The organism is Kitasatospora sp. NPDC001159 (genome assembly GCF_053598235.1).
Map to the genome: position 1 here is coordinate 30,251 of NZ_JBSFJV010000021.1, position 26,616 is coordinate 56,866.

21 protein-coding genes and 2 pseudogenes are annotated in these 26,616 nt (G+C 72.8%); 10 read left to right on the forward strand and 13 right to left on the reverse strand.

Features of this window, described 5'->3' with window-relative positions; translation table 11 throughout:
• Window positions 1-84: 84 nt before the first annotated feature.
• Window positions 85-567 (reverse strand): carboxymuconolactone decarboxylase family protein, encoded by a 483-nt coding sequence (locus ACWC9T_RS13795; protein WP_449821238.1) that lies wholly within the window; start codon window positions 565-567, stop codon window positions 85-87.
• A gap of 198 nt (window positions 568-765) precedes the next feature.
• Here ACWC9T_RS13795 and ACWC9T_RS13800 point away from each other — a divergent pair, with 198 nt between their 5' ends.
• The gene (locus ACWC9T_RS13800) at window positions 766-1,668 is read left to right on the forward strand and encodes an RNA polymerase sigma-70 factor (RefSeq protein ID WP_449821239.1); all 903 of its coding nucleotides are present in this window, start codon (window positions 766-768) and stop codon (window positions 1,666-1,668) included.
• Between the two features lie 57 nt (window positions 1,669-1,725).
• Here ACWC9T_RS13800 and ACWC9T_RS13805 read toward each other — a convergent pair whose 3' ends face one another.
• The 3 genes from ACWC9T_RS13805 to ACWC9T_RS13815 form a co-directional block, all read right to left on the reverse strand.
• On the reverse strand, window positions 1,726-2,019 hold the full coding sequence (locus ACWC9T_RS13805; RefSeq protein WP_449821240.1) for a hypothetical protein: 294 nt from the start codon (window positions 2,017-2,019) through the stop codon (window positions 1,726-1,728).
• 213 nt (window positions 2,020-2,232) lie between these two features.
• Window positions 2,233-4,080: a phospholipase C gene (locus tag ACWC9T_RS13810; RefSeq protein WP_449821241.1), complete on the reverse strand. Its 1,848-nt coding sequence runs from the start codon at window positions 4,078-4,080 to the stop codon at window positions 2,233-2,235.
• Between the two features lie 232 nt (window positions 4,081-4,312).
• Window positions 4,313-4,957: a TetR/AcrR family transcriptional regulator C-terminal domain-containing protein gene (locus tag ACWC9T_RS13815; RefSeq protein ID WP_449821242.1), complete on the reverse strand. Its 645-nt coding sequence runs from the start codon at window positions 4,955-4,957 to the stop codon at window positions 4,313-4,315.
• 86 nt (window positions 4,958-5,043) lie between these two features.
• Between ACWC9T_RS13815 and ACWC9T_RS13820 the strand changes: the two genes are divergently transcribed.
• Entirely contained in the window at window positions 5,044-6,495 is a 1,452-nt protein-coding gene (locus tag ACWC9T_RS13820) for an FAD-dependent monooxygenase (RefSeq protein WP_449821302.1), read from the forward strand.
• 53 nt (window positions 6,496-6,548) lie between these two features.
• On the opposite strand, the pseudogene ACWC9T_RS13825 reads toward ACWC9T_RS13820, so the two are convergent.
• The 5 genes and pseudogenes from ACWC9T_RS13825 to ACWC9T_RS13845 form a co-directional block, all read right to left on the reverse strand.
• Window positions 6,549-6,989: pseudogene (locus ACWC9T_RS13825) on the reverse strand (aminotransferase class V-fold PLP-dependent enzyme); the annotation flags it as partial.
• Between the two features lie 37 nt (window positions 6,990-7,026).
• Window positions 7,027-7,410 (reverse strand): annotated as a pseudogene (locus tag ACWC9T_RS13830) (Crp/Fnr family transcriptional regulator); the annotation flags it as partial.
• Window positions 7,407-7,778, reverse strand: a complete 372-nt coding sequence (locus ACWC9T_RS13835) for a hypothetical protein (protein ID WP_449821243.1) — start codon at window positions 7,776-7,778, stop codon at window positions 7,407-7,409. The gene ACWC9T_RS13835 and the pseudogene ACWC9T_RS13830, both read right to left, overlap by 4 nt.
• A gap of 660 nt (window positions 7,779-8,438) precedes the next feature.
• Complete coding sequence (locus ACWC9T_RS13840) at window positions 8,439-9,737, reverse strand: MFS transporter (RefSeq protein WP_449821245.1); 1,299 nt, start codon at window positions 9,735-9,737, stop codon at window positions 8,439-8,441.
• Window positions 9,734-10,969: an aminotransferase class V-fold PLP-dependent enzyme gene (locus ACWC9T_RS13845; RefSeq protein WP_449821246.1), complete on the reverse strand. Its 1,236-nt coding sequence runs from the start codon at window positions 10,967-10,969 to the stop codon at window positions 9,734-9,736. Before ACWC9T_RS13845 ends, ACWC9T_RS13840 begins: the two co-directional genes overlap by 4 nt.
• Between ACWC9T_RS13845 and ACWC9T_RS13850 the strand changes: the two genes are divergently transcribed.
• Window positions 10,968-12,383 carry an aminotransferase-like domain-containing protein gene (locus ACWC9T_RS13850; RefSeq protein WP_449821247.1) on the forward strand — a complete coding sequence of 472 codons (1,416 nt, stop codon included), beginning with the start codon at window positions 10,968-10,970 and terminating at the stop codon, window positions 12,381-12,383. The two genes, ACWC9T_RS13845 and ACWC9T_RS13850, sit on opposite strands and share 2 nt — an antisense overlap.
• Window positions 12,384-12,390: 7 nt before the next feature.
• On the opposite strand, the gene ACWC9T_RS13855 is transcribed toward ACWC9T_RS13850, so the two are convergent.
• Window positions 12,391-12,888, reverse strand: a complete 498-nt coding sequence (locus ACWC9T_RS13855; RefSeq protein ID WP_449821248.1) for a signal peptide protein — start codon at window positions 12,886-12,888, stop codon at window positions 12,391-12,393.
• Window positions 12,889-13,407: 519 nt separating this feature from the next.
• On the opposite strand from ACWC9T_RS13855, the gene ACWC9T_RS13860 reads away from it, so the two are divergent.
• Window positions 13,408-14,826 carry an APC family permease gene (locus tag ACWC9T_RS13860; RefSeq protein WP_449821249.1) on the forward strand — a complete coding sequence of 473 codons (1,419 nt, stop codon included), beginning with the start codon at window positions 13,408-13,410 and terminating at the stop codon, window positions 14,824-14,826.
• A gap of 41 nt (window positions 14,827-14,867) precedes the next feature.
• Window positions 14,868-16,505, forward strand: coding sequence for an amidohydrolase (locus ACWC9T_RS13865; protein WP_449821250.1), 1,638 nt, complete (start codon window positions 14,868-14,870; stop codon window positions 16,503-16,505).
• A 107-nt stretch (window positions 16,506-16,612) separates the two neighbouring features.
• Here ACWC9T_RS13865 and ACWC9T_RS13870 read toward each other — a convergent pair whose 3' ends face one another.
• Complete coding sequence (locus ACWC9T_RS13870) at window positions 16,613-17,317, reverse strand: TetR/AcrR family transcriptional regulator (RefSeq protein ID WP_449821251.1); 705 nt, start codon at window positions 17,315-17,317, stop codon at window positions 16,613-16,615.
• A gap of 470 nt (window positions 17,318-17,787) precedes the next feature.
• Between ACWC9T_RS13870 and ACWC9T_RS13875 the strand changes: the two genes are divergently transcribed.
• From ACWC9T_RS13875 to ACWC9T_RS13885, 3 genes are all read left to right on the forward strand, one after another.
• Complete coding sequence (locus ACWC9T_RS13875) at window positions 17,788-20,583, forward strand: SdrD B-like domain-containing protein (RefSeq protein WP_449821252.1); 2,796 nt, start codon at window positions 17,788-17,790, stop codon at window positions 20,581-20,583.
• 107 nt (window positions 20,584-20,690) lie between these two features.
• On the forward strand, window positions 20,691-21,479 hold the full coding sequence (locus ACWC9T_RS13880) for a hypothetical protein (protein ID WP_449821253.1): 789 nt from the start codon (window positions 20,691-20,693) through the stop codon (window positions 21,477-21,479).
• Between the two features lie 192 nt (window positions 21,480-21,671).
• Window positions 21,672-23,219 (forward strand): DUF6296 family protein, encoded by a 1,548-nt coding sequence (locus ACWC9T_RS13885; RefSeq protein WP_449821254.1) that lies wholly within the window; start codon window positions 21,672-21,674, stop codon window positions 23,217-23,219.
• A gap of 30 nt (window positions 23,220-23,249) precedes the next feature.
• On the opposite strand, the gene ACWC9T_RS13890 is transcribed toward ACWC9T_RS13885, so the two are convergent.
• Both ACWC9T_RS13890 and ACWC9T_RS13895 read right to left on the reverse strand, forming a co-directional pair.
• Window positions 23,250-23,408: a hypothetical protein gene (locus ACWC9T_RS13890; protein ID WP_449821255.1), complete on the reverse strand. Its 159-nt coding sequence runs from the start codon at window positions 23,406-23,408 to the stop codon at window positions 23,250-23,252.
• A complete protein-coding gene (locus ACWC9T_RS13895; protein ID WP_449821256.1) occupies window positions 23,405-23,947 on the reverse strand; it encodes a CGNR zinc finger domain-containing protein in 543 nt (180 codons plus the stop codon). The genes ACWC9T_RS13890 and ACWC9T_RS13895 overlap by 4 nt, the downstream gene beginning before the upstream one ends.
• A gap of 93 nt (window positions 23,948-24,040) precedes the next feature.
• On the opposite strand from ACWC9T_RS13895, the gene ACWC9T_RS13900 reads away from it, so the two are divergent.
• A complete protein-coding gene (locus tag ACWC9T_RS13900) occupies window positions 24,041-25,579 on the forward strand; it encodes an FAD-dependent monooxygenase (protein WP_449821257.1) in 1,539 nt (512 codons plus the stop codon).
• Between the two features lie 85 nt (window positions 25,580-25,664).
• Entirely contained in the window at window positions 25,665-26,612 is a 948-nt protein-coding gene (locus ACWC9T_RS13905; protein WP_449821258.1) for a DUF4232 domain-containing protein, read from the forward strand.
• Window positions 26,613-26,616 lie beyond the last annotated feature (4 nt).

Below are 26,616 nucleotides of genomic sequence, written 5' to 3' on the forward strand. Positions count from 1 at the left end.
TGCCGCAAGCTCCCCGAGTAACGGCGGCGCGCCCCGCCCGGGCCGGTGGTCCGGCCAGGGCGGGGCGCGCCGGCCGTGCGGCGGTCAGTCGAGCGCCGCGAAGGCGCCGGGCTCGAAGGAGCCGCCCAGGTTGTTCACGATCACGCCCATCCGGTTGGCCGCGTTGATCATCGCGACCAGGCAGACCAGTGCGCCGACCTGGTCGTCGTCGTAGTGCTCGCGCACCTCGGCCCAGGTCGCGTCGCAGACGCCGCCAGCGCCGTCCGCGAGCCGGGTGCCCTCCTCGGTGAGCGCCAGCGCGGCGCGCTCGGCCGAGGTGAACACGGTGCTGTGCCGCCAACCGGCGACCAGGTTGAGCCGCAACGGCGTCTCCCCGTGGCCCGCCGCCTCCTTGCTGTGGATGTCGATGCAGAAGCCGCAGCCGTTGATCTGACTGGCACGCAGCATGACCAGGTCCTGCAGGGCCTTGGGGAGCGTCGACTCCTGGATGGCCTGCGAGGTGCTGAAGAAGCGCTTGGCGACCTTGGCGGCGGTCGGGCTGGCGAGCAGGTTGAAGCGGGTTTCCATGGTGTCGTCCTCACTCGTTCGTCGTGCGCATCCGCGCCGGACGACCACAAGACGCCGACGGCCCGGCGCCCGTGACAGCGCGCGGTTGTGACGCACGCCACCGCGCGGGGGTGTCACAGGACGGCGCCGAGCGGTGTCCCGTGTGCAGCGGACCGGACACATCCGGGCGCGGCCGACAGCGAGTGACAGGAGCCGGGCATGAGCGAGTACCCCACCGGGGCCGGGCAGCCGGCGGACGCGGCGACCGAGGCGTTCCTCGCCCACCGCAACCTGCTGTTCACCGTCGCCTACGAGCTGCTCGGCTCGGCCGCCGACGCCGAGGACGTGCTGCAGGAGACCTGGCTGCGCTGGGTCGGCGTCGACCTCTCCACAGTCCGGGAGCACCGCGCCTACCTGGTGCGGATCACCACCCGCCAGGCGCTCGGCCGGCTGCGCACGCTCGCCAGACGCCGCGAGTCGTACGTCGGCCCGTGGCTGCCCGAACCGCTGCTGACCACGCCCGACGTGGCGGAGGACGTCGAACTGGCCGAGAGCGTCTCGATGGCGATGCTGCTGGTGCTGGAGACCCTCGCGCCGACCGAACGCGCGGTGTTCGTGCTGCGCGAGGTGTTCGGCCTGGAGTACGGGGAGATCGCCGAGGCCGTCGACAAGAGCCAGGCCGCCGTCCGCCAGATCGCCCACCGGGCCCGCGCCCACGTCGCCGCGCGCCGGCCGCGCGGGGCGGTCCCGGCCGCCGAGGCCCGGCAGGCGGTCGCGGCCTTCCAACGGGCCGTCGAGACCGGCGATCTGCGCACCCTGCTCGACCTGCTCGCGCCCGACGTCGTCCTGGTGGGCGACGGCGGGGGACTGGTGCAGGCCACACCGGCCCCCGTGGTGGGCGCCGAGCTGGTGGCCGGGCTGCTGTGCCGGATCACCCGGCGGGCGGTCTCGATCCGGGCGGAGCAGGTCAACGGCCACCCGGCGCTGGTGGTCCGGCTGGACGGCGAGGTGGACACCGTCCTGGCGCTGCGCCTGGAGGAGGGCCTGGTCACCGGCCTCTACGCGGTGCGCAACCCGGAGAAGCTGTCCCGGATGACCCGGGAGACCGCGCTGGGCCGCTGACCGGCGCCCGAGTGCTCAGCCGTCGGCCGCCTCCTGCCCCTGGGCGAAGGCGATCAGCTACTCGGTCGACCAGACCAGCCGGCCGGCGCGCAGGTCGTCCAGCACCGCGCCCAGCCAGTCGGCCTCCGCGCGGGTGGTGGCGCGCAGGTACTTCGTCTCCAGCAGGGTGATCCGGGGCAGGCCGATCCCGGCGCCCCGGGCGAGGCCCGCCTCCAACTGCTCCAGCGTCGCCCGCACCCGCACCAGCCGGTCGTCCAGCGCCCGGACGATCTCCTCCAGGGCCAGCAGCACGTGCGACAGCGCCGCCGGGAACTGCGGGAACTCCTGCTTGGGCGCGGCGAGCATCTCCACGACGACCTGGTCCTTGCCTACTGCTTGATCAGCCGCTGCACGCCGTACGGGTGCCGTCGTGGCGGGAAGGGTAGCCCGACTCCGCGGCGGGCGCTGCGGACAACCGAGTCGATGAGCGCCTGACCCGGATACGGCGACACCGCCGGGCCCTCGGTGAGGACCCGGCGGTGTCGGTGTGCTGTGCGACCGGTGTGCGCGTCAGACGTCAGACGGTCAGGCGCGGCGACCGCGCCTGCGGCGGGCGAGGAAGACCGTGCCGCCGCCGAGCGCCAGCAGCGCCACGGCCCCGGCCGCGATCGGCCCGGTGTTGGAGTCGGCACCGGTCGCGGCCAGCGCCGGGCCGCTCGCGCTGCTGGTGGCACCCGCGACGGTGGTGGAGCCGGTGCCGGTGCCGGCACCGTCGGTCGAGGTCACCGAGCCGGCCGGGGTGGTGGCCGAGGAGCCGCCGGTGGGCTGGCCGGACGGGGTGGAGTCGCCGCCGGCCGGCTGGCCGGTGGTCGGGTCCAGGATCAGGGTGGCGGCCTGGGCGTTCTTGAAGTCGAACATGCCCTCGATGGAGTCGGCGTGCTCGTCGAAGGAGAAGTCGCCGATCCGGCCGGTCTTCCAGTTGTCCTCGACGAAGCGCAGGATCGAGGACTGGTCGGTCTGGGTGTGGTCGACGAAGTTGGCCTTGGCGTACGGGGACGCCACCAGCAGCGGCAGGCGCGGGCCGAAGCCGCAGCGGTCGGCGTAGCCGCCCCAGCCGGCGTCCTTGCCGCACTGGCCGGCGCCGTTCAGGCTGTCATTGGCGGCGTCGCGCGAGCCGTTGACCGGCTCGGCGAACTTGTGGTCGTACCAGCCGTCCGAGTCGTCGTAGGCGATGACGACGGCGGTCGAGGCCCAGTCCTTGGACTTCTGCAGCTTGTTCAGGGTGTCGACGACGAAGTGCTGCTCGTCCAGCGGGTCGGAGTAGCCGGCGTGGCCGTCCTGGTAGTTGGCGGCCTTCAGGTAGCTGACGGCCGGCAGGTTGCCGTGCTGGAGGGCGGTGTCGAAGTCGGTCAGGTCGTACTGGTGGTTCGCCTGGCCGTCGTGGCCGATCTCGTCCGCGTCCTTCGGCGCCAGGTGCTTCGGGTTCGCCGTGGACTTGTAGTACTGGAACGGCTCATGGTGCGGGTTGTAGTCGGTCTGTGAGGCGCCGACGATGTTGTTGTGCGCGGCCTCGCAGACGGCCTTGCCGTCCTTGGTGCCGGTCGGCTTGAAACCGCCCTGGAACCAACCCCAGCTGACGCCCTTGTCGGTGAGCAGGTCGCCGACGTTCTTGCCGGTCATCACCAGGTGGTTGTGCTTGGGATCGGAGCACTCGTCATAGCCCGGGTCGGGGTCGTTGATGACCGTGCCGATGCCCTTGGCGTCCGGGGAGGCGACCACATAGGCGTCGGTGGTCTGCTGACCGGTCTTCGGGTCCACCGGGTAACCGCCGTGCAGCTGGCCGGAGACCAGGTTGATCGCGCCGGGGGTGGACGGGCCGTAGTTGGTTCCGAAGAAGTTGTCGCTCATCGCGAAGCGCTGGGCGTAGTTCCACAGGCCGGTGACGGTGTTGCCGTCGTAGTAGTCCATCACCAGGCCGGGCGCGGTGTACATCGGGGCCTTGCAGCTCTCGATGTCGGTGTGCTCGACGAACTTGTCCATCTTGCCGCCGTCGAAGGCGGCCTGCTCGTCCTTGTAGGTGTGGTCCTGGTCGCAGGTGACGGCCTGTGCCGGGCCCAGCCGCTGCGGGTTGGTCCGGTTCGGGTTCTTGTGGAGCAGGTCGTCGCTCAGACCGTCCACCTTGGGGGTGCCGGGCTTGGCGGTGAACTTCACCTTGTCGTCGGCGGTGTTGGCCGCGTTCGGGTAGGTGCCGAAGTAGTGGTCGAAGGAGACGTTCTCCTGGAATATCACCACAAGGTGCTTGATCGGCGTGGCGGTCTGCGGGCCGTCGGCCGCGAAGGCGGCGGGCGCGCCGCCGAACGCGGTCAGCGAGGCCGCGCCGATCAGACCGGCACCGTACCGGAGCCACCGCTTTCGGGTGGGAACTGCGTGCATGGTTGGTTCCTCGACGTCATCGTCATCTGTGTCAGAAGTTGGGGCCGTGACGCGCGTAGCACGACCGCGGCGGCTCGAAACTAGACACAGGAGGTGAACGCGGTCAACAGGTGCATGTAAACCCGAGGTTAACCGCAGTGGTACGGAACGATGCGTCAGGGCTGCGATTCTGCAGACAAGTCCGTCGATTGTCTGTCGAATGGGGCGATTACGGGATGCCCGCCCGGCGGTTTCACGTCAGGAGCGTCGCCTCCACTCCCGCCAGCACCGCCGCCAGGCCCTGCTCGAATCCCCGGTCGAAGTCCTGGAACATCACCCGGCCCGCCTCAGCGGCGAGCGGGTGGGCGGCCAGCCGCTCGGCGCGCGCGTCCAGGTCGTAACCCTCCTCGCCGTCGAAGGGGTTGGGGCCCATGGACTGCTCCTCGATGACGAAGCCGACGGTGTAGCTGTAGGCCGTGTACCAGGCCCGGGCGGCGGCCGCCGGGCTGAAGCCGGCCCCGGTCAGCAGTCGCAGCGAGGCCTCCAGGCCCGACGCGTACGAAGTGTCCGTGAACCGGGCGCCGCTGTAGACCTTGGCGCCGTCGCGGTAGCGCAGCAGCTGGGCGCGCAGGGTGCGCATGGTCGTCAGGTACGCCTCCCGCCAGTCTCCCGCCGTCGGCCCGGCCTCGGCCGTCATGCGGCGCATCATCTCGGTCGCCATCTCGTCGAGCAGCGCCTGCTTGTCCTTGAAGTACCAGTACAGCGCAGGTGCCTTGACGTCCAGTCGGGCGGCGATCGCACGCAGGGTGAGGCCGTCCAGGCCGGCCTCGTTCAGGAGGGTCAGCGCGGTGTCGACGACCTGGGCGCGGTCGAGCTTGGGGGTTCTCCGTGGCGTCACGGTTGACAGTTTAACGCCGTTAATTGCAGGCTGGGGGCAACGGCTGTTTAACAACGTTAAAGGGGGTTGCCGTGACCGACCACGGCATGTTCAAGCACGGTGCGTCCGACCACGGGACGGACCCCGAGGTCCTGATCGTCGGCGCCGGTCCCACCGGCCTCGCCCTCGCCCTCGACCTCGCCCGGCACGGCGTCGCCGCGCTACTGGTCGAGCGCGGTGCGGAGCTCTTCCCGGGCTCGCGCGGCAAGGGCCTCCAGCCGCGCACCCTGGAGGTCCTGGACGACCTCGGCGTGCTCGCCGAGATCCGCGCGACGGCCGGCCACTACCCGCCGAACCTGCTCTGGACGGCCGGCGAACCGCAGGGCGAGCACCGGATGTACGACCCGACCGAGCCCTCCGAGGCCGAGCCGTACACCGAAACGCTGATGGTGCCCCAGTGGCGCACCCAGCAGGTGCTGTACCGGCGGCTGCGCGAACTGGGCGGCGAGGTCGACTTCGGGCGCGAGCTGGTCGGCCTGACGCAGGACGAGCAGGGCGTGACCGCCGAGTTCGCGACCGGCGGCCCGGTACGGGCCCGCTACGCGGTCGCCGCCGACGGCGGGCGCTCGACGGTGCGTCGGCTGCTCGGCATCGGCATGACGGGGGAGACCGTCGACCCGGCCCCGATGCTGGTCGCGGACATCCGGCTCACCGGCCTCGGCCGCGAGCACTGGCACGTCTTCCGGGCCGAGCAGGGCCTGCTGGCGATCTGCCCGCTGGCCGGCACCGAGGAGTTCCAGCTCGTCGCCCAGTTCCCGGAGGGGACGGCCGTCGACCTCACGCTCGACGGCATCCGGGCACTGGTCGCCGAGCGCTCCCACCTGGCCGCCGAGCAGGTCGACGGGGTGCGCTGGGCCTCCGAGTTCCGGCCGCGCGCGGCGCTGGCCGACCGCTTCCGCTCCGGCCGGGTCCTGCTCGCGGGCGACGCCGCCCATGTGCACTCCCCGGCGGGCGCCCAGGGCCTCAACACCAGCATCCAGGACGCCTACAACCTCGGCTGGAAGCTGGCCGCCGTGCTCACCGGCCGGGCGGACGCCGCACTGCTCGACAGCTACGAGGAGGAGCGGCGGGCCAACGCCGCGGCGATGCTGGAACTGTCCACCAAGGTCCACCGCGGCGAGGTCCGCCGCGGCAGGGCCACCCAGCAACTCGGCCTCGGCTACCGGGAGTCCTCGCTCGCCGTGGACACCCGCCCGGCCCTGGCGCAGGACGCGTTGCGGGCCGGCGACCGCGCCCCGGACGGCCAGCGGGGCGGCACCCGGCTGTTCGACGCCTTCCGCGGGCCGCACTGGACGCTCCTGACGGTCGGCACCGAGGGCGAACTGCCCGCCCTCGACGTCCCCGTGGTGCGCATCCCGCCCTACGAGGCGTACGGCACCGGCGTGTTCCTGGTCCGACCGGACGGCTACGTCGGCTGGGCGGGGGCGACCCCCGAGGGCCTGACGCAGTACGCGGCCCGCTGCGGGGTCACCGGCTCCGTCACGGCGGTCGCCAGGTAGTCGTGGGGAATGCCGGGGGCGGGCACCGGCCCGGTGCCCGCCCCCGACGCCGGTCACCCGGCGGCGGTCTCCGCCTGGATGCCCCGGAGGGCGGCCAGCAGGGCGCCGACGTCCTGCACGGTGTTGTACAGGGCGAGCGAGGCCCGCGCCGCACTCCGCACCCCGTAGGCGGCGAGGGCGGGTTGGGCGCAGTGGTGGCCGGCACGGACCGCGATGCCCTGCTGGCCGAGCGCCCCGGCGAGGGCGATCGGATCCGTCCCAGCGACCAGGAAGGTGAGCACCCCGATCTTGCCCGGCGCGTTGCCGATCAGCCGGAGCCCGGGCACGGTGGCCAGCGCGGCCGTGGCGTACGCGGTGAGCTGCGCCTCGTGGACGGTGGCGGCCTGCCGGTCCAGCCCGGACAGGTACCGCAAGGCCGCCCGCAGGCCGGCGACCCCGGCGATGTGGCCCGTGCCTGCCTCCAGGCGGTGCGGGACGGGGGCATAGCTTGCGGGTGCGCACGCGCTGGGTCGGCACGACGTTGTTGAGCAGGCCGTACTCGGGGTGGTTGAGCATCTCCCGCTCCTGGCGCTCGCGCAGCGCCTCGACGGTCAGGCGGAGTTGGGCCCGGACCTGGTCGATGTCGGAGTTGTAGATGTCCGCGACGCGGGTGTGCACCTTGAGGACGGTCTGGGCGATGCTCAGCTCGTACTCGCGCGGGCTCTCGTCGTAGTCGACGAAGGTCTCCGGCAGGTACGGCTCGCCGGAGTGGCCCGATGGGAGGGCGATCGGGCGCTCGGGGTCGGCCGGGGCCCAGGCGGCGAACTCGGTCAGCTGGGTGCGCAGCGAGGGCTCCCGGTCGGCGAGTTCGACGAGAACGCGGCGGTCGAGGGAGAGCACGGTACAGCTGGTGACGGCCTTCACCCGGTACGTCATGGCGCTGCCGTTGGCCCAGGCGGCGGCGTCGAAGAAGTCCCCTTCGCCGAGCACGGCCGCAGGGCGTCGTCGCCGTACGCGCCGGTGGCTCGCTTCTCGGCGCGGCCGAACGCGATGATGTGCAGCTGCTCGGTCGGGGCGCCGGCGTCGACTATCAGCTCGCCGGGCGCGACCTCGCGCTCGACGAACCCGTCCGCCAGCGTGCTGAGCACCGGACTGTCGACCTGGCTGAGGAAGGCCAGCTCGCGCAGGTCCTCGGCGATGAGCCGGGTGGCGCCCGCGCCGTAGACGTACGTGCTGACCAGCCCGTCGCCGAGGATGAAGCCCCGGCGGCGGTTGACCCGGTAGACACCCGCCTCCAGGTCCACCCAGGGGAGCGCGCGCAGCAGGTAGCGGGGGTGATCCCGAGCATCTGCGGCACGGTCTTGGTGCTGGTGGCGAGGTCGCGGGCTGCGGAGGTACTGAGGCTCTGCTAGCTCGGCTGGTTCTGCGGAACGGCCTCGGTGGTCACGACTGGTCCTCTCTCCGGTATTTGAACAACCGGCGGGCCGTCAGATCGACTCGGTGATTGTTGCGCCTGGATCTGATGGGTGTGACCACGTTTGAACTCACCAGATAGCGGGCAAATGCTGCGCGAATACGGGACACGAGGCCGCCAAACTCGCTCGAACGGGTGACCTCTTCCATAAGTGGCGACGATGATCTCCCAAGTCGAACTTGGAAGCACAGGGGGCGGATTGAGGCGCGACACCAGGTGCGCCCGCGCGCCCGTCCCTGCCTCCGGCGACCAGCTGCTCCCGATCGCGGTGTGGCGATCGCGAAGTCCGGGTCCGGTCGGTCGAGCAACCGGCCGGGCCGACCAGGGGCCGTCGCATCGGTCGCCAACTCGGCGCGCCTGGCGACGAGTTCGTCCGCTAAGGTGCTGCCGCGGCCGATCACCCCGGTGAGCGCGGCCGGACGAGCCGCAGCACCGCCTGCGGCTGCTCGCCGCGCGGGGCGTCGCCGGAGGCCGAGGTCCGTCAGAACCGCTAGCCGGTGGTCGGTTCCGACGCGGTCGGCAATGCCCGGAGGCGGCTGACGGGGGAGAGCAGCAGCGCCGTGACGACGACGGCGGAGCCGGTCGCCGCCACGGTCAGGGCGCCCCGGGCGCCCAGTTGCCCGGTGAGCAGGCCGGCGGAAAGGCCGCCCAGCGATCCGCCGCCGAAGAGCAGCATCCGGAACGCCGCGGTCATCCGCCCCATCATCGACTGCGGTGTCACCGCCTGGCGGAGGCTGACGATGATCACCCCGGCCACGCCGAGGCCGAGGTAGGTGGTGAAGAAGGAGAGCACGAACATCCCGATCATCACCGGACGCGGCCCGGTGGCGGCGGGGATCAGGCCCGGGCCCAGCAGCAGCGCCGACTGGGCGACCAGGTAGACGCGGCCGAGTGGGAACCGCGCGATGACCCTCCGGGAGATCAGTGCGCCGATCAGTCCGCCGACGGAGGCGGTGGAGAAGACGGCGCCGATCGTCGCCGAGTCGAGGTGGAGGTCGGTGTGGCCGTAGAGCAGGAACATCGTCCACACGGTGATCATCGAGAAGTTGCAGCAGAAACCGATCAGCGCGAGCGAGCGCAGCACCCTGTCCCGGATCACCCAGCCCATGCCGTCCTTGAGTTCGCGCCACAGGTGCCGTTCAGCGGCCGTATCGGGGCGCGGCTCGGCCGTGCGGATCAGCAGCAGCGAGACCAGGGACGCCGCGTAGGAGCAGGCGTCGACCAGCAGTGCCACCGGCGCGCCGACCGCCGACACCAGGACGCCCGCAAGCCCGGGCCCGGCGACGTCGGCGGCGGAGGAACTGGTGCCCATCCTGGCGCTGGCCTCCACGTAGTGCTCTGGACTGCGCACCAGCACCGGCACGTAGGACATCCAGCTCACGTCGAAGACCACCGAGGCGATGCCGACCGTGCAGGCGATCACCATCAGCACCGGCAGGTTGAGCGCGTGCCACCAGTACAGCAGCGGTACCAGGCCGAGCAGGACCAGCCGGACCAGGTTGGCGGCGAGCATGACCGGCCGTCGGCGGTGCCGGTCCGCCCAGACGCCGATCACCAGGGCGAGCCCGAGGTAGGGGACGAGTTGCAGGAAGCGCAGCAGTCCGACCTGTTCGTCGCTCGCGCCGAAGGCGCCGATCGCGGTGAGCGGGAGGGCGAGGCTGGTCACCTGGGTGCCGAGCAGCGAGACCGTCTCGCCCACCCAGAATCTGAGGAAGTCGCCGTTGCGCCAGAGGCTCTGGGGAGCCGTCGGGGAGTCGACGGCGGTCGGCGTGGCTGAGGTCTGGGTCACCGTGCGCCCCCGGCGAGTTCGGCGACGGCGCCCGCCACCGCGTCGACCTCGTCCTCGGTGTTGTAGTAGTGCGGTGAGAGCCGCAGGCACCACTCCACCTCCTTGTCGGCGAAGTCGAACTGCGCGAACTCCCGGTAGCTGAGTGCCGAGTTGATGCCGCGCGCGTCCATCGCGGCCTTGAACGGCTCCGCCTCCCAGCCGTCGATCGCGAAGGTGACCAGCGCGGCCGGCGCCGGCCCGCCGTCGAGTGTCCGGACGCCGGGGACGGCGGCCAGCCGTTCGCGCAGACGCCCGGCCAGGGCCGGGGTGCGCCGCGCCACGGGCTCCAGGCCGACCCGCAGCGCGTAGCGCACGGCGGCGGCGCAGCCGAGGACGGTGGCGTACGGGAACTCCCACTCCTCGAAGCGGGCCGCCGTGTCGACCGGACGGTAGTAGCCGGGGGCGATCCAGCGCGCGCCGTGCATGTCGATGTACAGCGGCTCACCGCCGGCCGCCAGCACTCGGTCGGAGACGTACAGGAAGCCCGAGCCACGCGGGCCCCGCAGGAACTTGCGGCAGGTGGCGGTGAGCAGGTCGCAGCCGATCTCCTCGACGTCGACCGGGCTCTGGCCGACCGACTGGCAGACGTCGACCAGGTACAGCAGGTCGAGTTCCCGGCAGTGTCGGCCGATCTCGGCGACCGGCTGGACCAGTCCGGAGTTGGTGGGCACGTGCGTCACGGCCACCAGGCGTGGGCGGTGGACGCGCATCAGCGCGGCCATCGCGTCGACGTCGACGCCGCTGCCGTCCGGGTGATCGGGGGCGTGCACGATCCGGACGCCGTGCCGCTTGCGCAGCGCCAGGAAGGCGATCTGATTGGAGATGAAGTCGTTGCGGGTGGTGAGGATGACGTCCCCGGGGCGGAAGTCGATCGCAAAGAGCGCCTTGGTGTAGGCGTGGGTCGCGCTGGCGGCGAAGGCGAGGTTCCCGGGGCGGGTGCCGAGGAGTTCGGCGAGCGCGGCGTAGAAGTCGGCGACGTCGGCGGCGCGGGCGGCGGCGGCCTCGTAGCCGCCGATGCCCGCCTCCAGCCGCAGGTGGTCGACCATCGCCTGGAGAACCGGACGGGCCATCAGTCCGCAGCCGGCGTTGTTGAAGTGGATCACCGCCTCACAGCCGGGGGTGTCGGCCCGGAGGGCGGCGAGGTCCAGGAGCGGTTCCGTGCTGGAGGTGAAAGCGCTATTCTCATTCTTCATGTCTGACGGTAGCAGTATCGAGACCTTGGTGGCGATCCTCCGGACCGAGATCGCCCGACTCTCCCCGGGCGACCGCCTGCCCAGCAGCCGCGATCTGATCACGCGTCACACAGTCGGGCCGGTCACCGTCTCCAGGGCCATCGCCCTCCTGGCCGCCGAGGGCGTCGTCGTCACCCGCCCCGGCAGCGGCACCTACGTCGCCGCCCGCCAGCCGCGGACCGTCGGCGGCGAACCGGACACCTCCTGGCAGGCGGTCGCCCTGGCCGGCCGCCACTTCGTGCCCGAGCAGCCCGACGAGCAGCCGGGCACGGTGCCGGCCGGCACCGTGCCGCTGTCCGGCGGCTATCTGCACGAGAGCCTCCAGCCCACCCGGCTGCTCAGCGGAGCCCTGGCCCGGGCCGCCCGCCGCCCGGACGCCTGGCACCGTGCCCCGGCGGCGGGCCTGACGGCCCTGCGGACGATCTTCGCCCGGCAGGCCGGCGGCGACGTCGGCCCCGAGGACGTCCTGGTCACCGGGGGCGGGCAGGGGGCGCTGTCCATGCTGTTCCGCGCCATCGCGGGGCCCGGCAGCCCGGTCCTGGTCGAGTCGCCGACGTACTCCGGCGCGCTCGCCGCCGCGAGGTCCGCCGGACTGCAACCGGTGCCCGTACCGATGGACGACCAGGGGCTGCGCCCCGACCTGCTCGCCGACGCCTTCGCCATGACCGGCGCGCGTCTGCTCTACTGCCAGCCCACCTTCCACAACCCGGCCGGAGCCGTACTGTCCGGCGAACGGCGCCGCCAGATCGTCGACGTGGCACGCGCCGCCGGGGCGTTCCTGATCGAGGACGACTTCGCCCGCCACCTCGGCCACGGGCGGCCGGTGCCCCGCCCGCTGGTCGCCGACGACCGGGACGGCACCGTCATCCACCTCACCTCGCTGACCAAGCCCGCCTCGCCCAGCCTGCGGATCGGCGCGCTGATCGCCCGGGGGCCGGTGATGCGGAGACTGCTCGGGATGCGGCGGGTCGACGACTTCTTCATCGCGCGCCCCCTGCAGGAGGCCGCGGTCGAACTGCTCAGCACACCCGCCTGGGACCGCCACCTCCGCGGCCTGGCCACCGCCCTGCAACAGCGCTGCGCCGTACTGGCCGGCGCCCTGGCGCGCGAGGTGCCGGACTGGACGCTGCCGCGCGTACCGGAGGGCGGCCTGCACCTGTGGGTGCGGCTACCGTCCGGCCTCACCGAGGCGGCCGTCGCGGAGGCGGCACCGGCGCACGGGGTGTCCGTCAACCTCGGGCACCATTACTTCCCGGCCGAGCCGCCCGCCGGCCACCTGCGCCTGGGCTTCGCCGCGGCGGCCGAACCGGCCGAACTCGCCGAGGCCGCCGCCCGCTTGGGCGCCCTCGCGGCCGCGGGGGCGGCTGGGGCCTGACCGGCGCTCAGGCGTAGATCGCCACCCGGGGCTCGACCCTGCCCTGGGCAGGCCCCTTGAGGACCGTCAGCCGGTAGTGCTCGGTGAGCTTGTGGCGGCCGTGCAGGACGATCTTCGCGGGGATGAGCCCGGTGTACAGGGTGCCGGTCTGGCTGGCGAGCGGCACGGTGTTCCAGCGTCCGTCCGTTCCCAGCAGTTCGAGCCTGATCTGCGCCGGGTCGAGGAACGGGCCCTCATCGGGCGACTCGATCAGGATCTGCGGGGCGACCGTCTGGTCCGTCGACGCGGGGTTGCGGTAGGTGACGGTGATCTGGTGCGACGCGTGGTCGCTCGGCAGCGGGCTGTCAGGCAGGTCGACGAAGCTGACCGGGGCGGCGGGGGCCGTCGCCGCCGCGGGTGCCGAGTCCGCGCCCTCGGCGGGGGAGGTGAGCGCGGCGGTCGGCAGGGCGGCGAGGGCAACAGCGGTCAGCACCAGAACCCGACGGGGGATCGACCGGGCAAGCATGGCGCCTCCTTCGGTCGTAGGACGGCGGCTGGGGCGGGTTTCCCGGCGGACGGTGTCCCCAGTGCTACGGACGGTCGCCGACCGGGCGGGTTCGTACCTCTCCACCCTGCACGTGCCCGGCGGATGCCGCATCTGCCGGGCACGTGCGGGCCCTCAACGTGCCGCCGGGCGCCGTCAGCCCAGCGGGCGCCGGGACAGGGCGTCGGGGACGCCGCCCTGGGGCCAGCGCCAGGTGTAGGCGACGCCGGCCAGGTGCTCGTCGTCGGCGTACTGGCCCTTGTAGGAGCCGGGGGCCCAGTCGTCCTCGGGCAGGGCGCGTCGGCGGTAGGCAGAGCACCCTTCCCGGACGCGGCCGTGGAAAAGGGAGCCTTATGACAACGGCATTGACGTGTGAGGGCGCCGCCGGTTTCATGGCTGCACTTTCCCCCACCCCACCCCCACGACCAAGGCGGTGATCCGTTGGCATCCACGGTGAAGGACACGGGCGGCGGTCCGAGAACGGGCGCGAGTCACGGCGCCATGCACAAGTCCATCGGCCTGCTGGACGGCGCGGTGATCGCCGCCTCCAGTACGGCCGCCACCAGCAGCATCGGCATCGGCCTGGGCCTGATGGCCGGGGTCGTCGGCCTGCACCTGCCCGCGATCATGCTGCTGGCCTTCCTGCCCGTGCTCGCCATCGCGGGCGGATACGGACGGCTGAACGCCGTCGAGCCCGATGCCGGCAGCAGCTACTGCTGGGTGGGCCGGACCCTCAGCCCCTGGCTGGGCTTCCTCACCGGCTGGGTGAACACCGTCGGCACGGTGGTCTTCATGGCCTACACCACCACCGTCACCGGCTCGGCGATCATCCAACTCCTCGACGAGGCCCACCTGCGCAGCATCGCCGGCCTGCGACTGGACGCCGACTCCACCGTCCAGTGCACCCTGCTCGGCCTCGCCGTCCTGATCGGCGCCGCGCTGGTCGCCGTACGCGGCCTCGACCTCGCCGCCCGGCTGCAGAAGGCACTGCTGGTCTTCGAGTACGCGGTGCTGCTCGGCTTCTGCGGCTACGGGCTGTTCGCCGGCGACCAGCCGTTCTCCCTCCAGTGGTACGACCCCTTCGACATCCCCTCCTTCGGCGCGGTGGCCCAGGGCATGGTGCTGGCCGTTTTCTGCTACTGGGGATTCGAGTCGGTGTTCAGTGTCGGCGAGGAGGTCCGCGACCCGCGCGACGCCTCCCGCGGCGGCTTCCTCGCCCTGGTGGTGATGCTACTGCTCTTCCTGCTGGCCGGCACCGCCTTCCAACGGGTGCTACCGCTCGACGAGTTGGCCGACAACGGCGCACACGGGCTGACCTACTTCGGCACCAGGATCGCCCACCAGCCACTGGCCGCACTGCCGTTGATCGCGCTGATGCTCTCCGCGGTGGCCTCCCTGCAGTCCTCGGTGATCCCGACCGCGCGCGGGATGTACGCGATGGGCCGCGACGGCGTACTCGGCCCGGTCTGGACCCGGCTGCACCCCCGGCACGCCACCCCCGCCGTCGGCACCCTGCTGATCACCGGCGTCGCCGTCCTCCTCGCCCTCGCCTCGATCGCCATCCCCACCGTCAACGACCTCATCTCGGACGCCGTCAACGCGATCGGCATCATCGTCGCGCTCTACTACGCGCTCACCGCCGTCGCGGCCGCCGTCCGCTTCCGCCGCCTGCTGCGCACCGACCCGCTCCAGGGGCTGCGCGCGGTGGTCGGCCCGCTGCTCGGCGCGGCCGCCCTGCTCGCCGTCGGCGGCTACCTCGCCTGGACCTTCTACGACTCCACCGACCACTTCGAGCTCGCCGCCGACAACGGGTGGTTCGAGCTGACCGTGGTGGCGGCGATGGTCGTCACCGGACTCCCGTCCGCGGCCTGGGCCCGCTGGCGGCGCCGCGCGCCCTACTTCCTCGGCACGACCGACTGATCCACCGACAGCACGACGAACGAACGAACGGAGCACCACCCATGACCGAGGCCGATCTGGTCCTCACCCACGGCCCCGTCCACACCGGCGACGCAGCCCGCACCCGGGCGAGCAGCCTGGCCGTGACCGGCGAGCGGATCACCGCCGTCGGGCACGACGAGGTCCGCGAGCTGATCGGACCGAAGACCGAGGTCGTGGACCTCACCGGCAAGCTGCTGCTGCCGGGCTTCCAGGACGCCCACATCCACGCGGTGTACGGCGGCGTCGAGTTGGCCGCCTGCGACCTCACCGGCACGGTCGGCGTCGCCGAGTACCTGGAGCGCATCCGCGCCTACGCCGAGGCCAACCCCGGCCAGGCGTGGATCACCGGCAGCGGCTGGTCGCTGGAGAGCTTCGACGGCGGACTGCCGACCCGGCAGCTGCTCGACTCCGTCGTCCCGGACCGCCCGGTCTACCTCACCAACCGCGACCACCACGGCGCCTGGGCCAACACCCGCGCCCTGGAACTGGCCGGCCTCACCCGCGACACCCCTGACCCGGCCGACGGCCGGATCGAACGCGAGACCGACGGCACCCCGAGCGGAACCCTCCAGGAGGGAGCCACCAGCCTGGTCGCCCGACTGGTGCCGGCCACCACCACCGCGCAACGGCTGGACGGCCTGCTGCGGGCGCAGCGCCTGCTGCACTCGCTCGGCATCACCGGCTGGCAGGACGCGCTGCTCGGCGAGTTCAACGGCCAGCCGGACCCATCCGACGCCTACCTGGCCGCCGCCCGCTCCGGCGCGCTGACCGCCCGGGTGACCGGCGCGCTCTGGTGGGACCGCGACCGGGGAGCCGAACAGATCCCCGAACTGGTCCGGCGCCGAGCCGAGTTGAGCCACGGCCGGTTCCGGGCCAGCTCGGTGAAGATCATGCAGGACGGCATCGCGGAGAACTTCACCGCCGCGATGACCAGCCCCTACCTGGACGGCTGCGGCTGCGCCACCGCCAACTCGGGCCTCAGCTTCGTCGATCCGACCGCGCTGCGCGGATACGTCACCGAACTGGACGCGCTCGGCTTCCAGGTGCACTTCCATGCCCTCGGCGATCGCGCGGTCCGCGAGGCCCTGGACGCCGTCGAGGCCGCCCGCACCGCCAACGGCCGGCGCGACACCCGCCACCACCTCGCCCACCTCCAGGTGGTCCACCCGGACGACCTCCGGCGCTTCGCCCGGCTCGGCGCGATCGCCAACATCCAGCCGCTGTGGGCCGCGCACGAACCGCAGATGGACGAGCTGACCATCCCCTTCCTCGGCCCCGAACGCGCCGCCTGGCAGTACCCGTTCGGCGCGCTCCAGCGCGCGGGCGCCACCCTGGCGGCGGGCAGCGACTGGCCGGTGAGCAGCCCGGACCCGCTGGCCGGCCTGCACGTCGCGGTCAACCGGATGGAGCCGGATGCCGTCGACGGCCGGATCTTCCTGCCCGAGCAGCGCCTCGACCTCGCCTCCGCCCTCGCCGCCTACACGGCCGGCGCCGCCCATGTGAACGGCCACGACGCCGCGGGCACGCTGGCCGTCGGCCAGCTCGCAGACCTGGTCGTCCTCGACCGGGACATCCTGACCGGGCCCCCGGAGGAGATCGCCCGGGCCCGGGTCCTGCGGACCTACGTGGGCGGTGAGTTGGTCCACGCGGCCGACTGACCGCGCCCGCCCCGCCGCACTGTTCGCCGTCGCCGAGCCCACCGGGCCCGGCGACGGTCGGCTTTCGGAGCCCGCGCCCGTGCCCGCGCTGGCTCCCGTGCCCGCGCTCAGCCCAGCGTCGCCAGCCGGGCCTCGGCCGCGTCCAGGAGCAGGTCCAGGGCGTACGGGTAGCCACTGCGCCGCATGTCGGCGGTGAGCAGGTGGGCGGTGGCGGCGATGTGCGGGTGGGTGGCGGCGTCCAGGTGTGCGTAGGAGGCCTGCCAGACCTCCAGGTCGGCCCGTGCCGCGGCCGCCGGGAGGGCGAGGGCGGCGGCATCCAGGGCGGCGAACCCCAGGCTCTGGTCCACGAAGGCGTGGTAGATCCGCACCGCCTCCGGATCGGGGAAGCCCGCCCTTCGCAGGACCCCGAGGATCGCCTCGACGGCGGCGGTCTCGTGGGTGCGGCCGGTGGTGCGGTGAGCGGCGAGCACGGCGGCCTGCGGGTGGGCCTGGTAGGCGGAGTGGATCCGCAGGCCGATGGCCCGCAGGTCCGCCCGCCAGTCACCGGTGGGCTCCCAGCCGGCCTGGGCGCGCCCGATCAGCTCGTCAGCGACGGCCAGCAGCAGGTCGTCGGTGCTGTGGAAGTAGCGGTAGACCGCGCTGGGGTCGGCGCCGAGCGCGGCGCCGAGCCGCCGGACGGTGAGCGCGTCGGCCCCGTGCTGCCCGATCAGCCGTAGGGCCGTGTCGACGATCAGTTCCCGGGAGAGCATCACGCCCTGCTTGGTGGGCCGGCGTCGACGGCGCTCGGGCTCGGGGACTACGCGTTCGCTCATGCCCCCAGGCTATGTCAGCGAACTTGACGTAAGCCAGGGGTGGCAGGGCCCGCTGGGCCGGGACTTAGCGTTCGGTAGGGCCCCGAACGGTGGCTGTCGCCAGGACTGGCGGGTCGGAATGAGTCGTGCGCAATTCTGTGCGCGGTGTGCCGAATTGCCGAAGCATTCGTAGCAGCGTTCGAGCGGGGAGTCGCCCTGAACGGGTCGGGCGCCTTTGTCGACATGGCGCTTGTTTTCGGGCGGGGGAGTGTCCTGGGGCGGATTCATGCTGGTCAGCTGCCCCTTGTGTTCTGATGCTCCGTCAGTCAGCGCTTCCTGGATACGTCCGACAGGCCATCAAAGTTCCACGTTTTGCCACCCGCTTGGCCGAAATCCCTTTAAGCTCACGTTAACCATGGCGGATTCATGACGCGCTGTGGGCTCCCTCATGACGTCGGGTCGGATGGCCCTTCTGGACGATGAGAGCAGGGATGAAGAGAACGAAAGAACAGACGAACGGCGTCGCGCGCGGCCCGGATCGGCGACGGTCGGGCGTGCTCGGCCGCCGCTCGGTGGGTCGCCTCGCGGCGCTCGCGATCGTCGTCGGCAGCAGCTCGCTGGCGGCCGTCCCGTCGGCGGTCTCCCAGACGGGGGACGGATCGGTGACGGTCCGGGTGATCCGGGCCGTGGACACCAGCGGGGTGTGGACGCCCGCACTGGAGCCGGGGATGGCGGGCGTGAAGGTGACGCTCACCGACGTCGCCGGTGTCAGCATCGACGGCACCACGGCGGCGGACGGCACGGTCACGCTGGCTCCGGCGTCGACCAAGGCGACCGGCGGCAAGTACCGGGTGCAGGTGGTGAATCCGAAGCCGGGGGTGCTGTTCCCGGCCTTCGCCTCCCGCCAGGGGCTGGACGGCGCGCCGACCCAGCTGAGTTCCAACGAGGAGTTCGTCGACCTCTCCGGAGGCAAGAACGTCTCCTACACCACCGGGCTGTGGAACCCGGGCGACTACTGCCAGAAGAACGCCACCCTGGTGACCACCTGCCAGACCGCCACCTACCAGGGCGGGGCCCAGCGCACGCTGGTCTCCTTCCCGTACAGCGCGCGCGGCCAGGACGGCGTCACCGCCAACGCCACCAACATCGCCACCGACGCCGAGACCGGCACGCTGTACGGCATCGCCTGGAACAAGGCCGACAAGCGGGTCTTCTCCTCGGCGACGGCCAAGCGGACCACCGACTACGGCCCCGGCGGCTCCGGCGGGATCTACGTCACCGACCTGGCGCAGAAGAAGACGACGGTCTTCACCACCGTCCCGAACGCGGGCAGCACCGCGCACGGGCCGGGGACGGACGACGCCTTCCTCGACGTGCCCGGCAAGGAGAGCCTGGGCGGCATCAAGATCACCGACGACGGAAAGGACCTCTTCGTCGTCAACTTGAACGACCGCCAGCTGTACCGCTACGACGCCACGGCGGCGACGGCGTCGGCGCCGAAGGCCGTCTATGCGATCCCGGACCCGGGCTGCCCGGCGGCCGGGGACTGGCGGCCGTTCGGCCTCGGTCTCCAGGACGGCACCGGGTTCCTCGGCGGTGTCTGCTCCGGTCAGTCCACCGGCAAGCTCGCGGACGTGCGCGCCGTGGTCCTGCCGTTCGACCTCGGCACCGGGGCGTTCGGCAAGGCGGTGCTGAACCAGCCGCTGGACTACCCGCGCCGGTCCACCGTCGGTGGGGGCCCGTGCGACGGCGCGGGCTGGTTCCCGTGGACCAGCACCTTCCCGGGCTCGCAGAACGGCAAGGTGTGCGGCAACACCACCATCGCCTTCCCCGAACCGGAGTTGGGCGAGATCCAGTTCGAGACCGACGGCTCGATGCTGTTGGCCTTCCGTGACCGCTTCGCCGACCGCGGGCCGGGCGCCCCCGCGCCGAACTCGGCCACCGTCATGTCCGGCGGCGACCTGAACAAGGCCTGCCTGTCGAACGGCATGTACGTGATGGACACCAACAACGGCTGCGGGCTCTCCCCCCGGGGCACCCGGTTCTTCGCCACCGGCTGGGATGCGGTGGGGCACCACAACACGGCGCTCGCCGGCATGGCGCTCTCCAAGGTCGAGAGCACCATCGCGGTCTCCGCCTTCGACCCCGACCACACCCCCGTCGGCTACGGCACGTCGTTCCTGGAGCGCAAGGACGGCACGAACGACCCGAAGTTCGGCCTGCGGCTGACCCCGGCGGGGACCAGCTCCCCGTTCGGCAAGGGCGCCGCGATGGGCGACCTCGAAGTGCTCTGCGACCAGGCGCCCCTGCAGATCGGCAACCGGGTCTGGTACGACCCCGAGCGCAAGGGCATCCAGAACCCGGGCCAGACCCCGGTGAAGGGTGCCACCGTCAACCTCTATGACGAGTCGGGCAAGGTGGTCGGTACCACCAGGACCACGGCGCGCGGCGAGTACTACTTCGACGACAGCGACGTCACCGGCGGCCTCAAGCCGCACACCAAGTACACCATCCGCGTCGACAACCCGGCCGACTACGCCAAGGGCGGCCCCCTGTACCAGTGGGTGCCCACCGACCACGACGTCGGCGACAACCACTTCATCGACTCCAAGGGCATCGTCCCCGCCAACGCCAAGTTCCCCGAACGGGCGCTGACCACCGGCGGACCGGGCGAGAACGACCACACCTACGACTTCGGCTACCGTCAGCAGGAAGGCGCGCTGAAGCTGTTCAAGACCGACCAGGACGGCAAACCGCTGGCCGGGGCCAAGTTCCAGCTGTGGCACGAGACCAACGGCACCGACGGCCTCCAGACCACGGGCACCAAGCCGGACACGCCCGTCGGTGACCCCTGCACGACCGGTGCCGACGGCATCTGCCAGGGCAGCGGCACCGTGGGGACGTACTACTGGCAGGAGCTGAGCCCGCCGGACGGCTACTCGGCCCCGGACACCACGGTCTTCGGGCCGCTGGTGCTCACCGCCGACAACCTCGACGCCGGCGTCTCGGTGACGGCCGTCAACAAGCTGATCCCCACCCCGACACCCACTCCGACCCCGACCCCGACCCCGACCGGGTCGGCGATGCCCACCCCGGCTTCGACGACCCCGACCACACCCAGCACCCCGGCCCCGCCGGCCCCGCCGGCCCCGGAACCGGGCGGGCAACTGCCCCACACCGGCGCGAGTGACGGAACGCCGCTGCTGGTGACCGGCGCCGTGGCGCTCGTCATCCTCGGTGCAGCACTGTTCGTGCTGGCGCGCCGACGCAGGGCCCAGCATCGATAGCCATCCCGTCATGACGGGGTGACAGCCCGGCTCGGGCGGGTTCGCGGACCACGGGTTCGCGGACCCGCCCGAGTCCTGTGACAGAACAGATGGGAGAAGGCAACCGCATGGCCCGCAAGACGAAGACCGCCGCCCGTCCGCCTCGCCGGAAGGCCCGCTGGCTGGGGGCGCTGATCGCGATCGCGCTCTGCGGCGCCGTGGCGGGCGGTGTCGTCGCCTACCGGACCGTCTCCGACGAGGCCTCGGAGCGCCCGGTCACCACGGACGAGGCGTCCCGGCTGGCGCTGTCCCGGCTGAACCTCTACCAGGCCAGCCCGGTGGGGGTGGTACTCACCGCCTCCGAGGGCGGGGGAGTGCAGGTCCGGGTCGAGGGGGTCGTCGACTACCGCGCCCACCGAGGTGCCGGCCGCTACCGGACCAGCGGCGCGAGCGGCCAGCTCGACCACGGCCTGGTCGTCTGGGACACCGGCGGCCTCGGCCTGGCCCCCGAGCCCGCGGGCGATGCGGCCCCGCCCTGGCAGCAGGCCGAACACGTCCCCCGGGCCGGCTGGTCCCCGCGCTCGTACACCGCGGACCCGCTGGACGCCGGCCTCCAACTACTCATCCAGGTCGGCGCCGACCGCCCGGACAACCCGCTGCTGCTCGCCCAGTCCGGCGCCCGCTGGCTGGGCCGCGACCGGATCGGTGACCGCGGCTACGACCGCTTCGCGGGCCCCCGCGCCCAGGGCTCCGCCCCGGACGGCGCGCGCTCGCCGCTGACCTACTGGGTGGACGGCGACGGCACGCTGGGCCGGGTGACCATGCAGATGGCGGGCCTGGGCACACCGACCACGGTGGACTTCTCCGGGCGGAACGCCGACGCCAAGCTCCCCGAGGCGCCCTGGCTCACGGGCTGAGGTCGGCTGGCCGTCGGAAAGCACACGGAGCGACACTTTTCGTAGTGGAGTGTGTGCAAACCGCAGCCGGATGGCCCGGGTCGTGCGTTCTTCAACCTCCGAACGGATGACGGAGTTACTCCACCCCGGCCGGGTGTCCCCCGCCCGCAACCGGGTAGGCGTCCAATAGCCCACCGATTTCGGGAGGCCGCCATGGACCTCGCGTTCCTCACCCCGCTGCTCGACCGGCCCGGCCCCTGGGCCTCCGTCTACCTCGACACCTCCCGCGCCACCGAGGACGCCGCCCAGCGCCGGGCGCTGATCGACCGCGCGGCCGTGCACCGGCTGGCCGGGCTCGGCGTCGACGACCGCACCTGCGCCGCCGTCCGCGAGCGGCTGGCCGCCGAACCGGCCGAGGGCTCTCCGCCGGGGCGGGCACTGTTCGCCGCCGACGGAGAGGTCGCGGTCGACACGCCGTTGGCCGGCTCGCCGCCCGACGTGGCCGTGACCTGGGCGCCACTGCCGCACACCGCCCCGCTGCTCGGGCTGCTCGACGACGCCGTGCCGCGCTGCCTGGTGGTGGCCGTCGACCGGACCGGCGCCGAACTGGAGCGCCGCGAGCTCGGCGGCGCCGCGCGGATGGGCACCGTCGAGGGACGGCAGTGGCAGAGCCGCGGCCACCGCGCCCCGCCCGCCGACCGGCACGAGTGGCACTACCGGCACCGCGTGGAGGACGCCTGGGACCGCACCGCCGGGATCATCGCCGACCACCTGGCCCGGGTCTGGCCGGGCAGCGGCGCCGGTCTGCTGGTGCTCACCGGCGACGTCCGCGAGCGCAGGGCCGTCCGGGAGCTGCTGCCGCAGCAGCTGTGGCCGGACACCGTCGAGGTGGACGGCGGCGGCAGGGCCGACGGCATCGCCCGGGAGGCCTTCGACCAGCGGATCGAGACCGCCTGGAACGCTCACCGGACCCGCCACCTGGACACCGTGCTGAACGCCTTCCGCACCGGCATCGGCCGCCCGGGCGAGCACGGCACCGACGCCACCGGCACCGAGACCGCACCCGGCGCCGCCGCCCAGGGCGTGCCCGCCGTGGTGACCGCCGCCCGGCAGCACCAGCTCGCCGCGCTGCTGGTCCAGCCGAGCGGCCACGACCCGGAGCGCCCGGTGTGGACCGGCCCGCAGCACGAGCACATCAGCGGTCCGACCTGCGGGCCATGGGCGTCGCCGAGCCGCAGCAGGCACCGGCGGCCGACGCCCTGTTGCGCTGCGCGACCGCCGTCGGCGCGGAGGCCCTGCTGGTGCCGGAGGCCGTCCCCGGCCCGCCCGGCGGCCTGGGCGCCGTCCTGCGCTGGTCCGCCTGAGCCCGATCACGGCGCGGGGGGCGGCCACCGTTCGTGTACAACGGCATCCGCGCGGAGGAGAATCGACAACGCGAGCGGGGGGCAGCTGAGGAGGCCGGCCATGAAAATGCTTGAGCGCCGCTATGCGGTGACCCTGCCGGGATCGATCGGCGGGCACGCCCCACCGGCCGTCGTGGTGGTCCACGCCACCGAGGCCGTGGGCCCCGGCGGAACCCTGGTCTGGGAGAGCGTGGAGGGCGACCTCCGGGTGGAGATCACCGGCGAGGTGGCCACCGTGCTGGCAGCCCCGGCCGGAGTGCCGCAGCACCCGTGCCTGCACGCCGTACCGCTGTCGGCAGGCCCCCTGGACATCGAGCGCACCCAGGCATCGAACCCGTCCCGGGCGATGAACCCGTGACGCGCTCCGGCGGATGACCGCTCCTGCCGATCACCCCTCACCGCCCTCCCCGGCCGCATCCCCGTTGCCGTCCACCAGGGCGGACTGCAGGAACACCCGGTAACCGCGGGTCGGATCGAACCGGTGGATCTCCTTGGTGTCCAGGGCGTCCATGAAGTCCAAGATGTCGTTGCTGAACTTCTCCGTCACCCGCCGGCGTGTTGGGCCCGGTGGGCGGCGACCCGGACGCGGGTGGCGCAGCGGGGGCTGCAGTAGCGCTGGGGGGTGCGGCGGCCGGTGTCGATGAAGTGGCGGCCGCAGCCCGGGGCGGCGCACCGGCCCCAGGCGCAGCTGCCGCGTTCGCTGAGCCACATGCCGAGGGCGAGGGCGGCGGTGGAGAGCAGCCAGTGGGTGAGACCGGCGTCGTCGGCGGCCCGGGTGTGCAAGGACCAGGGGCGGCCGGGGAGTTGGACGAGGCGGGGGCGGGGCGGGTAGCGGTCGAGCAGGGCGTTGATCGCCTCGGCCGCCCGGTTGACGTCGCCGGTGTCGAGGACGGCGATCACGGCGGTGGTGGCGCCGCGCAGTTCGCGGGCGTCCGCGTCGGTGAGTCGGAAGGGCGGGCCGCCGTGGCGTTCCAGCACGCCCTGGAGCTCGGCTGCTCCCACCTCGGGGTGCTCACCGACGGTGTTCGCGAGTTCGGCGAGGAAGTGGAGGCCGCGGGGGTTGCCGCCGTCGGGGGCCTGGGTCATGGGCTCACATTTCTCTTGATCGGGTCCCCTGATCGGGTCCGCCGCCGCCATGGTAACGTCAAATTCATCAAGTAGGCGTTACGAAGGGGTGGCATGCGATTCCCGGCAACGACGTCCGTGCTCATCGTCGGCGGCGGCCCAGTCGGCCTGACGATGTCGCTCCTGCTGTCCGAGTACGGCGTGCGGCACCTGCTCGTCGAGGCACACCCGGGCACCTCGACCCACCCCAAGGCCCGTGGCGTGTCGGCCCGTTCGATGGAGATCTTCCGGCGCTGCGGCCTGGAGGAGGAGATCCGGCGGGCCGGGCTCCCCGCCTCCCAGGTCTTCTTCTACCGCGGCCGCAGCCTGGTCGACCCGGCCTTCGTCCGTACCGGGGTGGTATCCGTCGCGGGTGAGGGTGTCGAGCGGACCCCCTCACCCGGACTGGTCTGCTCCCAGGACGCCCTGGAGGTGGTCCTGCTGCGCCGCGCCCGCGAACTCGCCCCGGACGGCGTCCGGTTCGCCACCCGGCTGGTCTCCTTCACCGAGGGTGACGCCGGCGTTCACGCCGTCCTGGAGGAGCGCGACAGTGGCGAACGGCACACCGTGCGCGCCGACTGGCTGATCGGCTGCGACGGCGCGTCGAGCACCGTCCGCGCCGCGGCCGGGATCGCCATGGACGGGCCGACCGGCCTGGGCCACTTCCTCAGCGTCCGCTTCGAGGCGCCGCTCGGCGAGGTGGTGGCCGACCGGGCCAGCGCCTCCTACTTCCTCATCGAACCGCCCCGGGGCGGCTTCCTGGCCGTCGACAACGACCGGCACTGGATCTACCAGTACCGGTACGACCCCAGGCGCGACGACGTCGAAAAACTCCGCTACGACCAAAGAGAGTTGACCCGGATGGTCCGGGCGGCGGCGGGCCTGCCGGAGCTGCCGGTCACCGTCCGCGACACCACCACCTGGCGGATGGACGCCCAACTCGCCAACACCTACCGCAGGTCCCGGGTGCTGATCGCGGGCGACGCGGCCCATGTGACGCCCCCGACCGGGGGGCACGGCATGAACACCGGCATCGGCGACGCGGACAACCTGACCTGGAAGCTCGCCGCCGTCACCGCCGGGACGGCGGGCGAGACGCTGCTGGACAGCTACGAGGCCGAACGCCGCCCGGTCGCCCGGCAGGTCATCGACCTCTCGCTGGCCAACTCCCAGGCTCGGAGCAGCTACCGGATCGACGACGAGCTGCTGCTCACCGCGGCCTACGCCTCGACCGCTGTCGTCCCCGACCCCGACGCGCCTGCGCGGCCCGCGCTCGACCTGCAGGGCGAACACCCCGAGGGCGCTCCCGGAACCCGCCTCCCGCACCTGCGGCTCGCCGACTCCTCGTCCACTCTGGACCTGGTCGGCCCCGGCTTCACCCTGCTCGCCCGCCCGTACGGTGCCGCCTGGCGGCGCCAGGCGGCGGCCGCCACGGCCGCCGGACTCCCTGTCACCCTACGAGAGCTGACCGATGATCCGGCCGGCTTGCTTGGCCTCCCGGCAGGCGGAGCCCTTCTGGTCCGCCCGGACGGCCACCTCGCCTGGCGGGCCCCGCAACCGCCGGCCGCCGACGCCGGGCTGCGCGACGTCCTGCGGACGCTCCTCTCCGCCTGATCGGCAGAGGAGCGTTGCACGGCTGTTGCGCTGGGAGTGGCGGGGCTCACAGCCGTCCGGGTTTGGTTCGTGATCGGATCCTCCGATGCATCAGTTCCAGAAGTCCCCGATGTCGACGGGCCGTCGGCCGATCGCGGCCGCCGCGCTCGTCGTGGTCGCCGCCGCGGTGCTCGCGGGCTGCGGGTCCCAAGCCGCCGAGGCCCCGGCGGCATCCGGCCCGGGCGGGCCCTGCGGGGCTCCGCCGGCCCCGGCGTCCGGCGGGGTGCCGGGCACATCCGGGCCGGCGCGGGACGGGGTGCGGATCACGGCGGTCAACTCGAAGTGTGCGGAGTACGAGGTGACCAACTCGGGCGGCGAACCTGCCGATGTCACCGTGCTGTTCAGCCGGCTCTCGGCATCCGGGGCCGCGCTGGACAGCGTGACCGGAACCGTCACCGGGCTCGCCCCAGGCACCACCGAGAAGAAGCGGATCGACCTGGACGGGCGCGGCCCGGAGCGGCCGGGCGCCGGACCGCAGCTGAAGATCGCCCAGGTCCGCAGCGTCCCCAGCGCCGAGGCCCCGCAGCCCGGCGGCCCCTGCCCGGCGTCGGGCCTGCGGGTGTACGCCGACCAGGGCGACGCCGCGATGGGCCTGCGGGTGGTCGGCCTGCTCCTGCGCAACTGCGGGACGTCCACGGTGACCGTCAACGGCTACCCGCAGCTGCAGTTGCTCGACCTGGGGCACCGGCCGGTCGACGGGGTGCGCATCCTGTCCGGCGGCGCCGAGATCGCCACCGGCACCGGCGCGGACACCCCGCCGCAGGAGATCGCCCTGCGGCCCGGGGAGGGCGCCCGCGCCACCCTGGTGTGGCGCAACACCACCGAGGCCGGCGAGCCGGTGAACGCCCCCTACGTCCGGGTCCGCGCCGTCCCGGGCGTGGAACCCGTGATGGTCACCCCGGAGCTCGACCTGGGCACCACCGGACGCCTCGGCGTCGGAGCGTGGGTCCGGGACGACAGCAGGGAGCCCGTGACCAGGCCGTCGTCGGGGTGATCGG

Bases quoted from the DNA above. Each gene is read 5' to 3' on its own strand.
- ACWC9T_RS13795 (WP_449821238.1), bottom strand. From the start codon at position 567: ATGGAAACCCGCTTCAACCTGCTCGCCAGCCCGACCGCCGCCAAGGTC.
- ACWC9T_RS13800 (WP_449821239.1), top strand. From the start codon at position 766: ATGAGCGAGTACCCCACCGGGGCCGGGCAGCCGGCGGACGCGGCGACC.
- ACWC9T_RS13810 (WP_449821241.1), bottom strand. From the start codon at position 4,080: ATGCACGCAGTTCCCACCCGAAAGCGGTGGCTCCGGTACGGTGCCGGT.
- ACWC9T_RS13820 (WP_449821302.1), top strand. From the start codon at position 5,044: ATGTTCAAGCACGGTGCGTCCGACCACGGGACGGACCCCGAGGTCCTG.
- ACWC9T_RS13850 (WP_449821247.1), top strand. From the start codon at position 10,968: ATGTCTGACGGTAGCAGTATCGAGACCTTGGTGGCGATCCTCCGGACC.
- ACWC9T_RS13845 (WP_449821246.1), bottom strand. From the start codon at position 10,969: ATGAAGAATGAGAATAGCGCTTTCACCTCCAGCACGGAACCGCTCCTG.
- ACWC9T_RS13855 (WP_449821248.1), bottom strand. From the start codon at position 12,888: ATGCTTGCCCGGTCGATCCCCCGTCGGGTTCTGGTGCTGACCGCTGTT.
- ACWC9T_RS13860 (WP_449821249.1), top strand. From the start codon at position 13,408: ATGCACAAGTCCATCGGCCTGCTGGACGGCGCGGTGATCGCCGCCTCC.
- ACWC9T_RS13865 (WP_449821250.1), top strand. From the start codon at position 14,868: ATGACCGAGGCCGATCTGGTCCTCACCCACGGCCCCGTCCACACCGGC.
- ACWC9T_RS13870 (WP_449821251.1), bottom strand. From the start codon at position 17,317: ATGAGCGAACGCGTAGTCCCCGAGCCCGAGCGCCGTCGACGCCGGCCC.
- ACWC9T_RS13875 (WP_449821252.1), top strand. From the start codon at position 17,788: ATGAAGAGAACGAAAGAACAGACGAACGGCGTCGCGCGCGGCCCGGAT.
- ACWC9T_RS13880 (WP_449821253.1), top strand. From the start codon at position 20,691: ATGGCCCGCAAGACGAAGACCGCCGCCCGTCCGCCTCGCCGGAAGGCC.
- ACWC9T_RS13885 (WP_449821254.1), top strand. From the start codon at position 21,672: ATGGACCTCGCGTTCCTCACCCCGCTGCTCGACCGGCCCGGCCCCTGG.
- ACWC9T_RS13895 (WP_449821256.1), bottom strand. From the start codon at position 23,947: ATGACCCAGGCCCCCGACGGCGGCAACCCCCGCGGCCTCCACTTCCTC.
- ACWC9T_RS13900 (WP_449821257.1), top strand. From the start codon at position 24,041: ATGCGATTCCCGGCAACGACGTCCGTGCTCATCGTCGGCGGCGGCCCA.
- ACWC9T_RS13905 (WP_449821258.1), top strand. From the start codon at position 25,665: ATGCATCAGTTCCAGAAGTCCCCGATGTCGACGGGCCGTCGGCCGATC.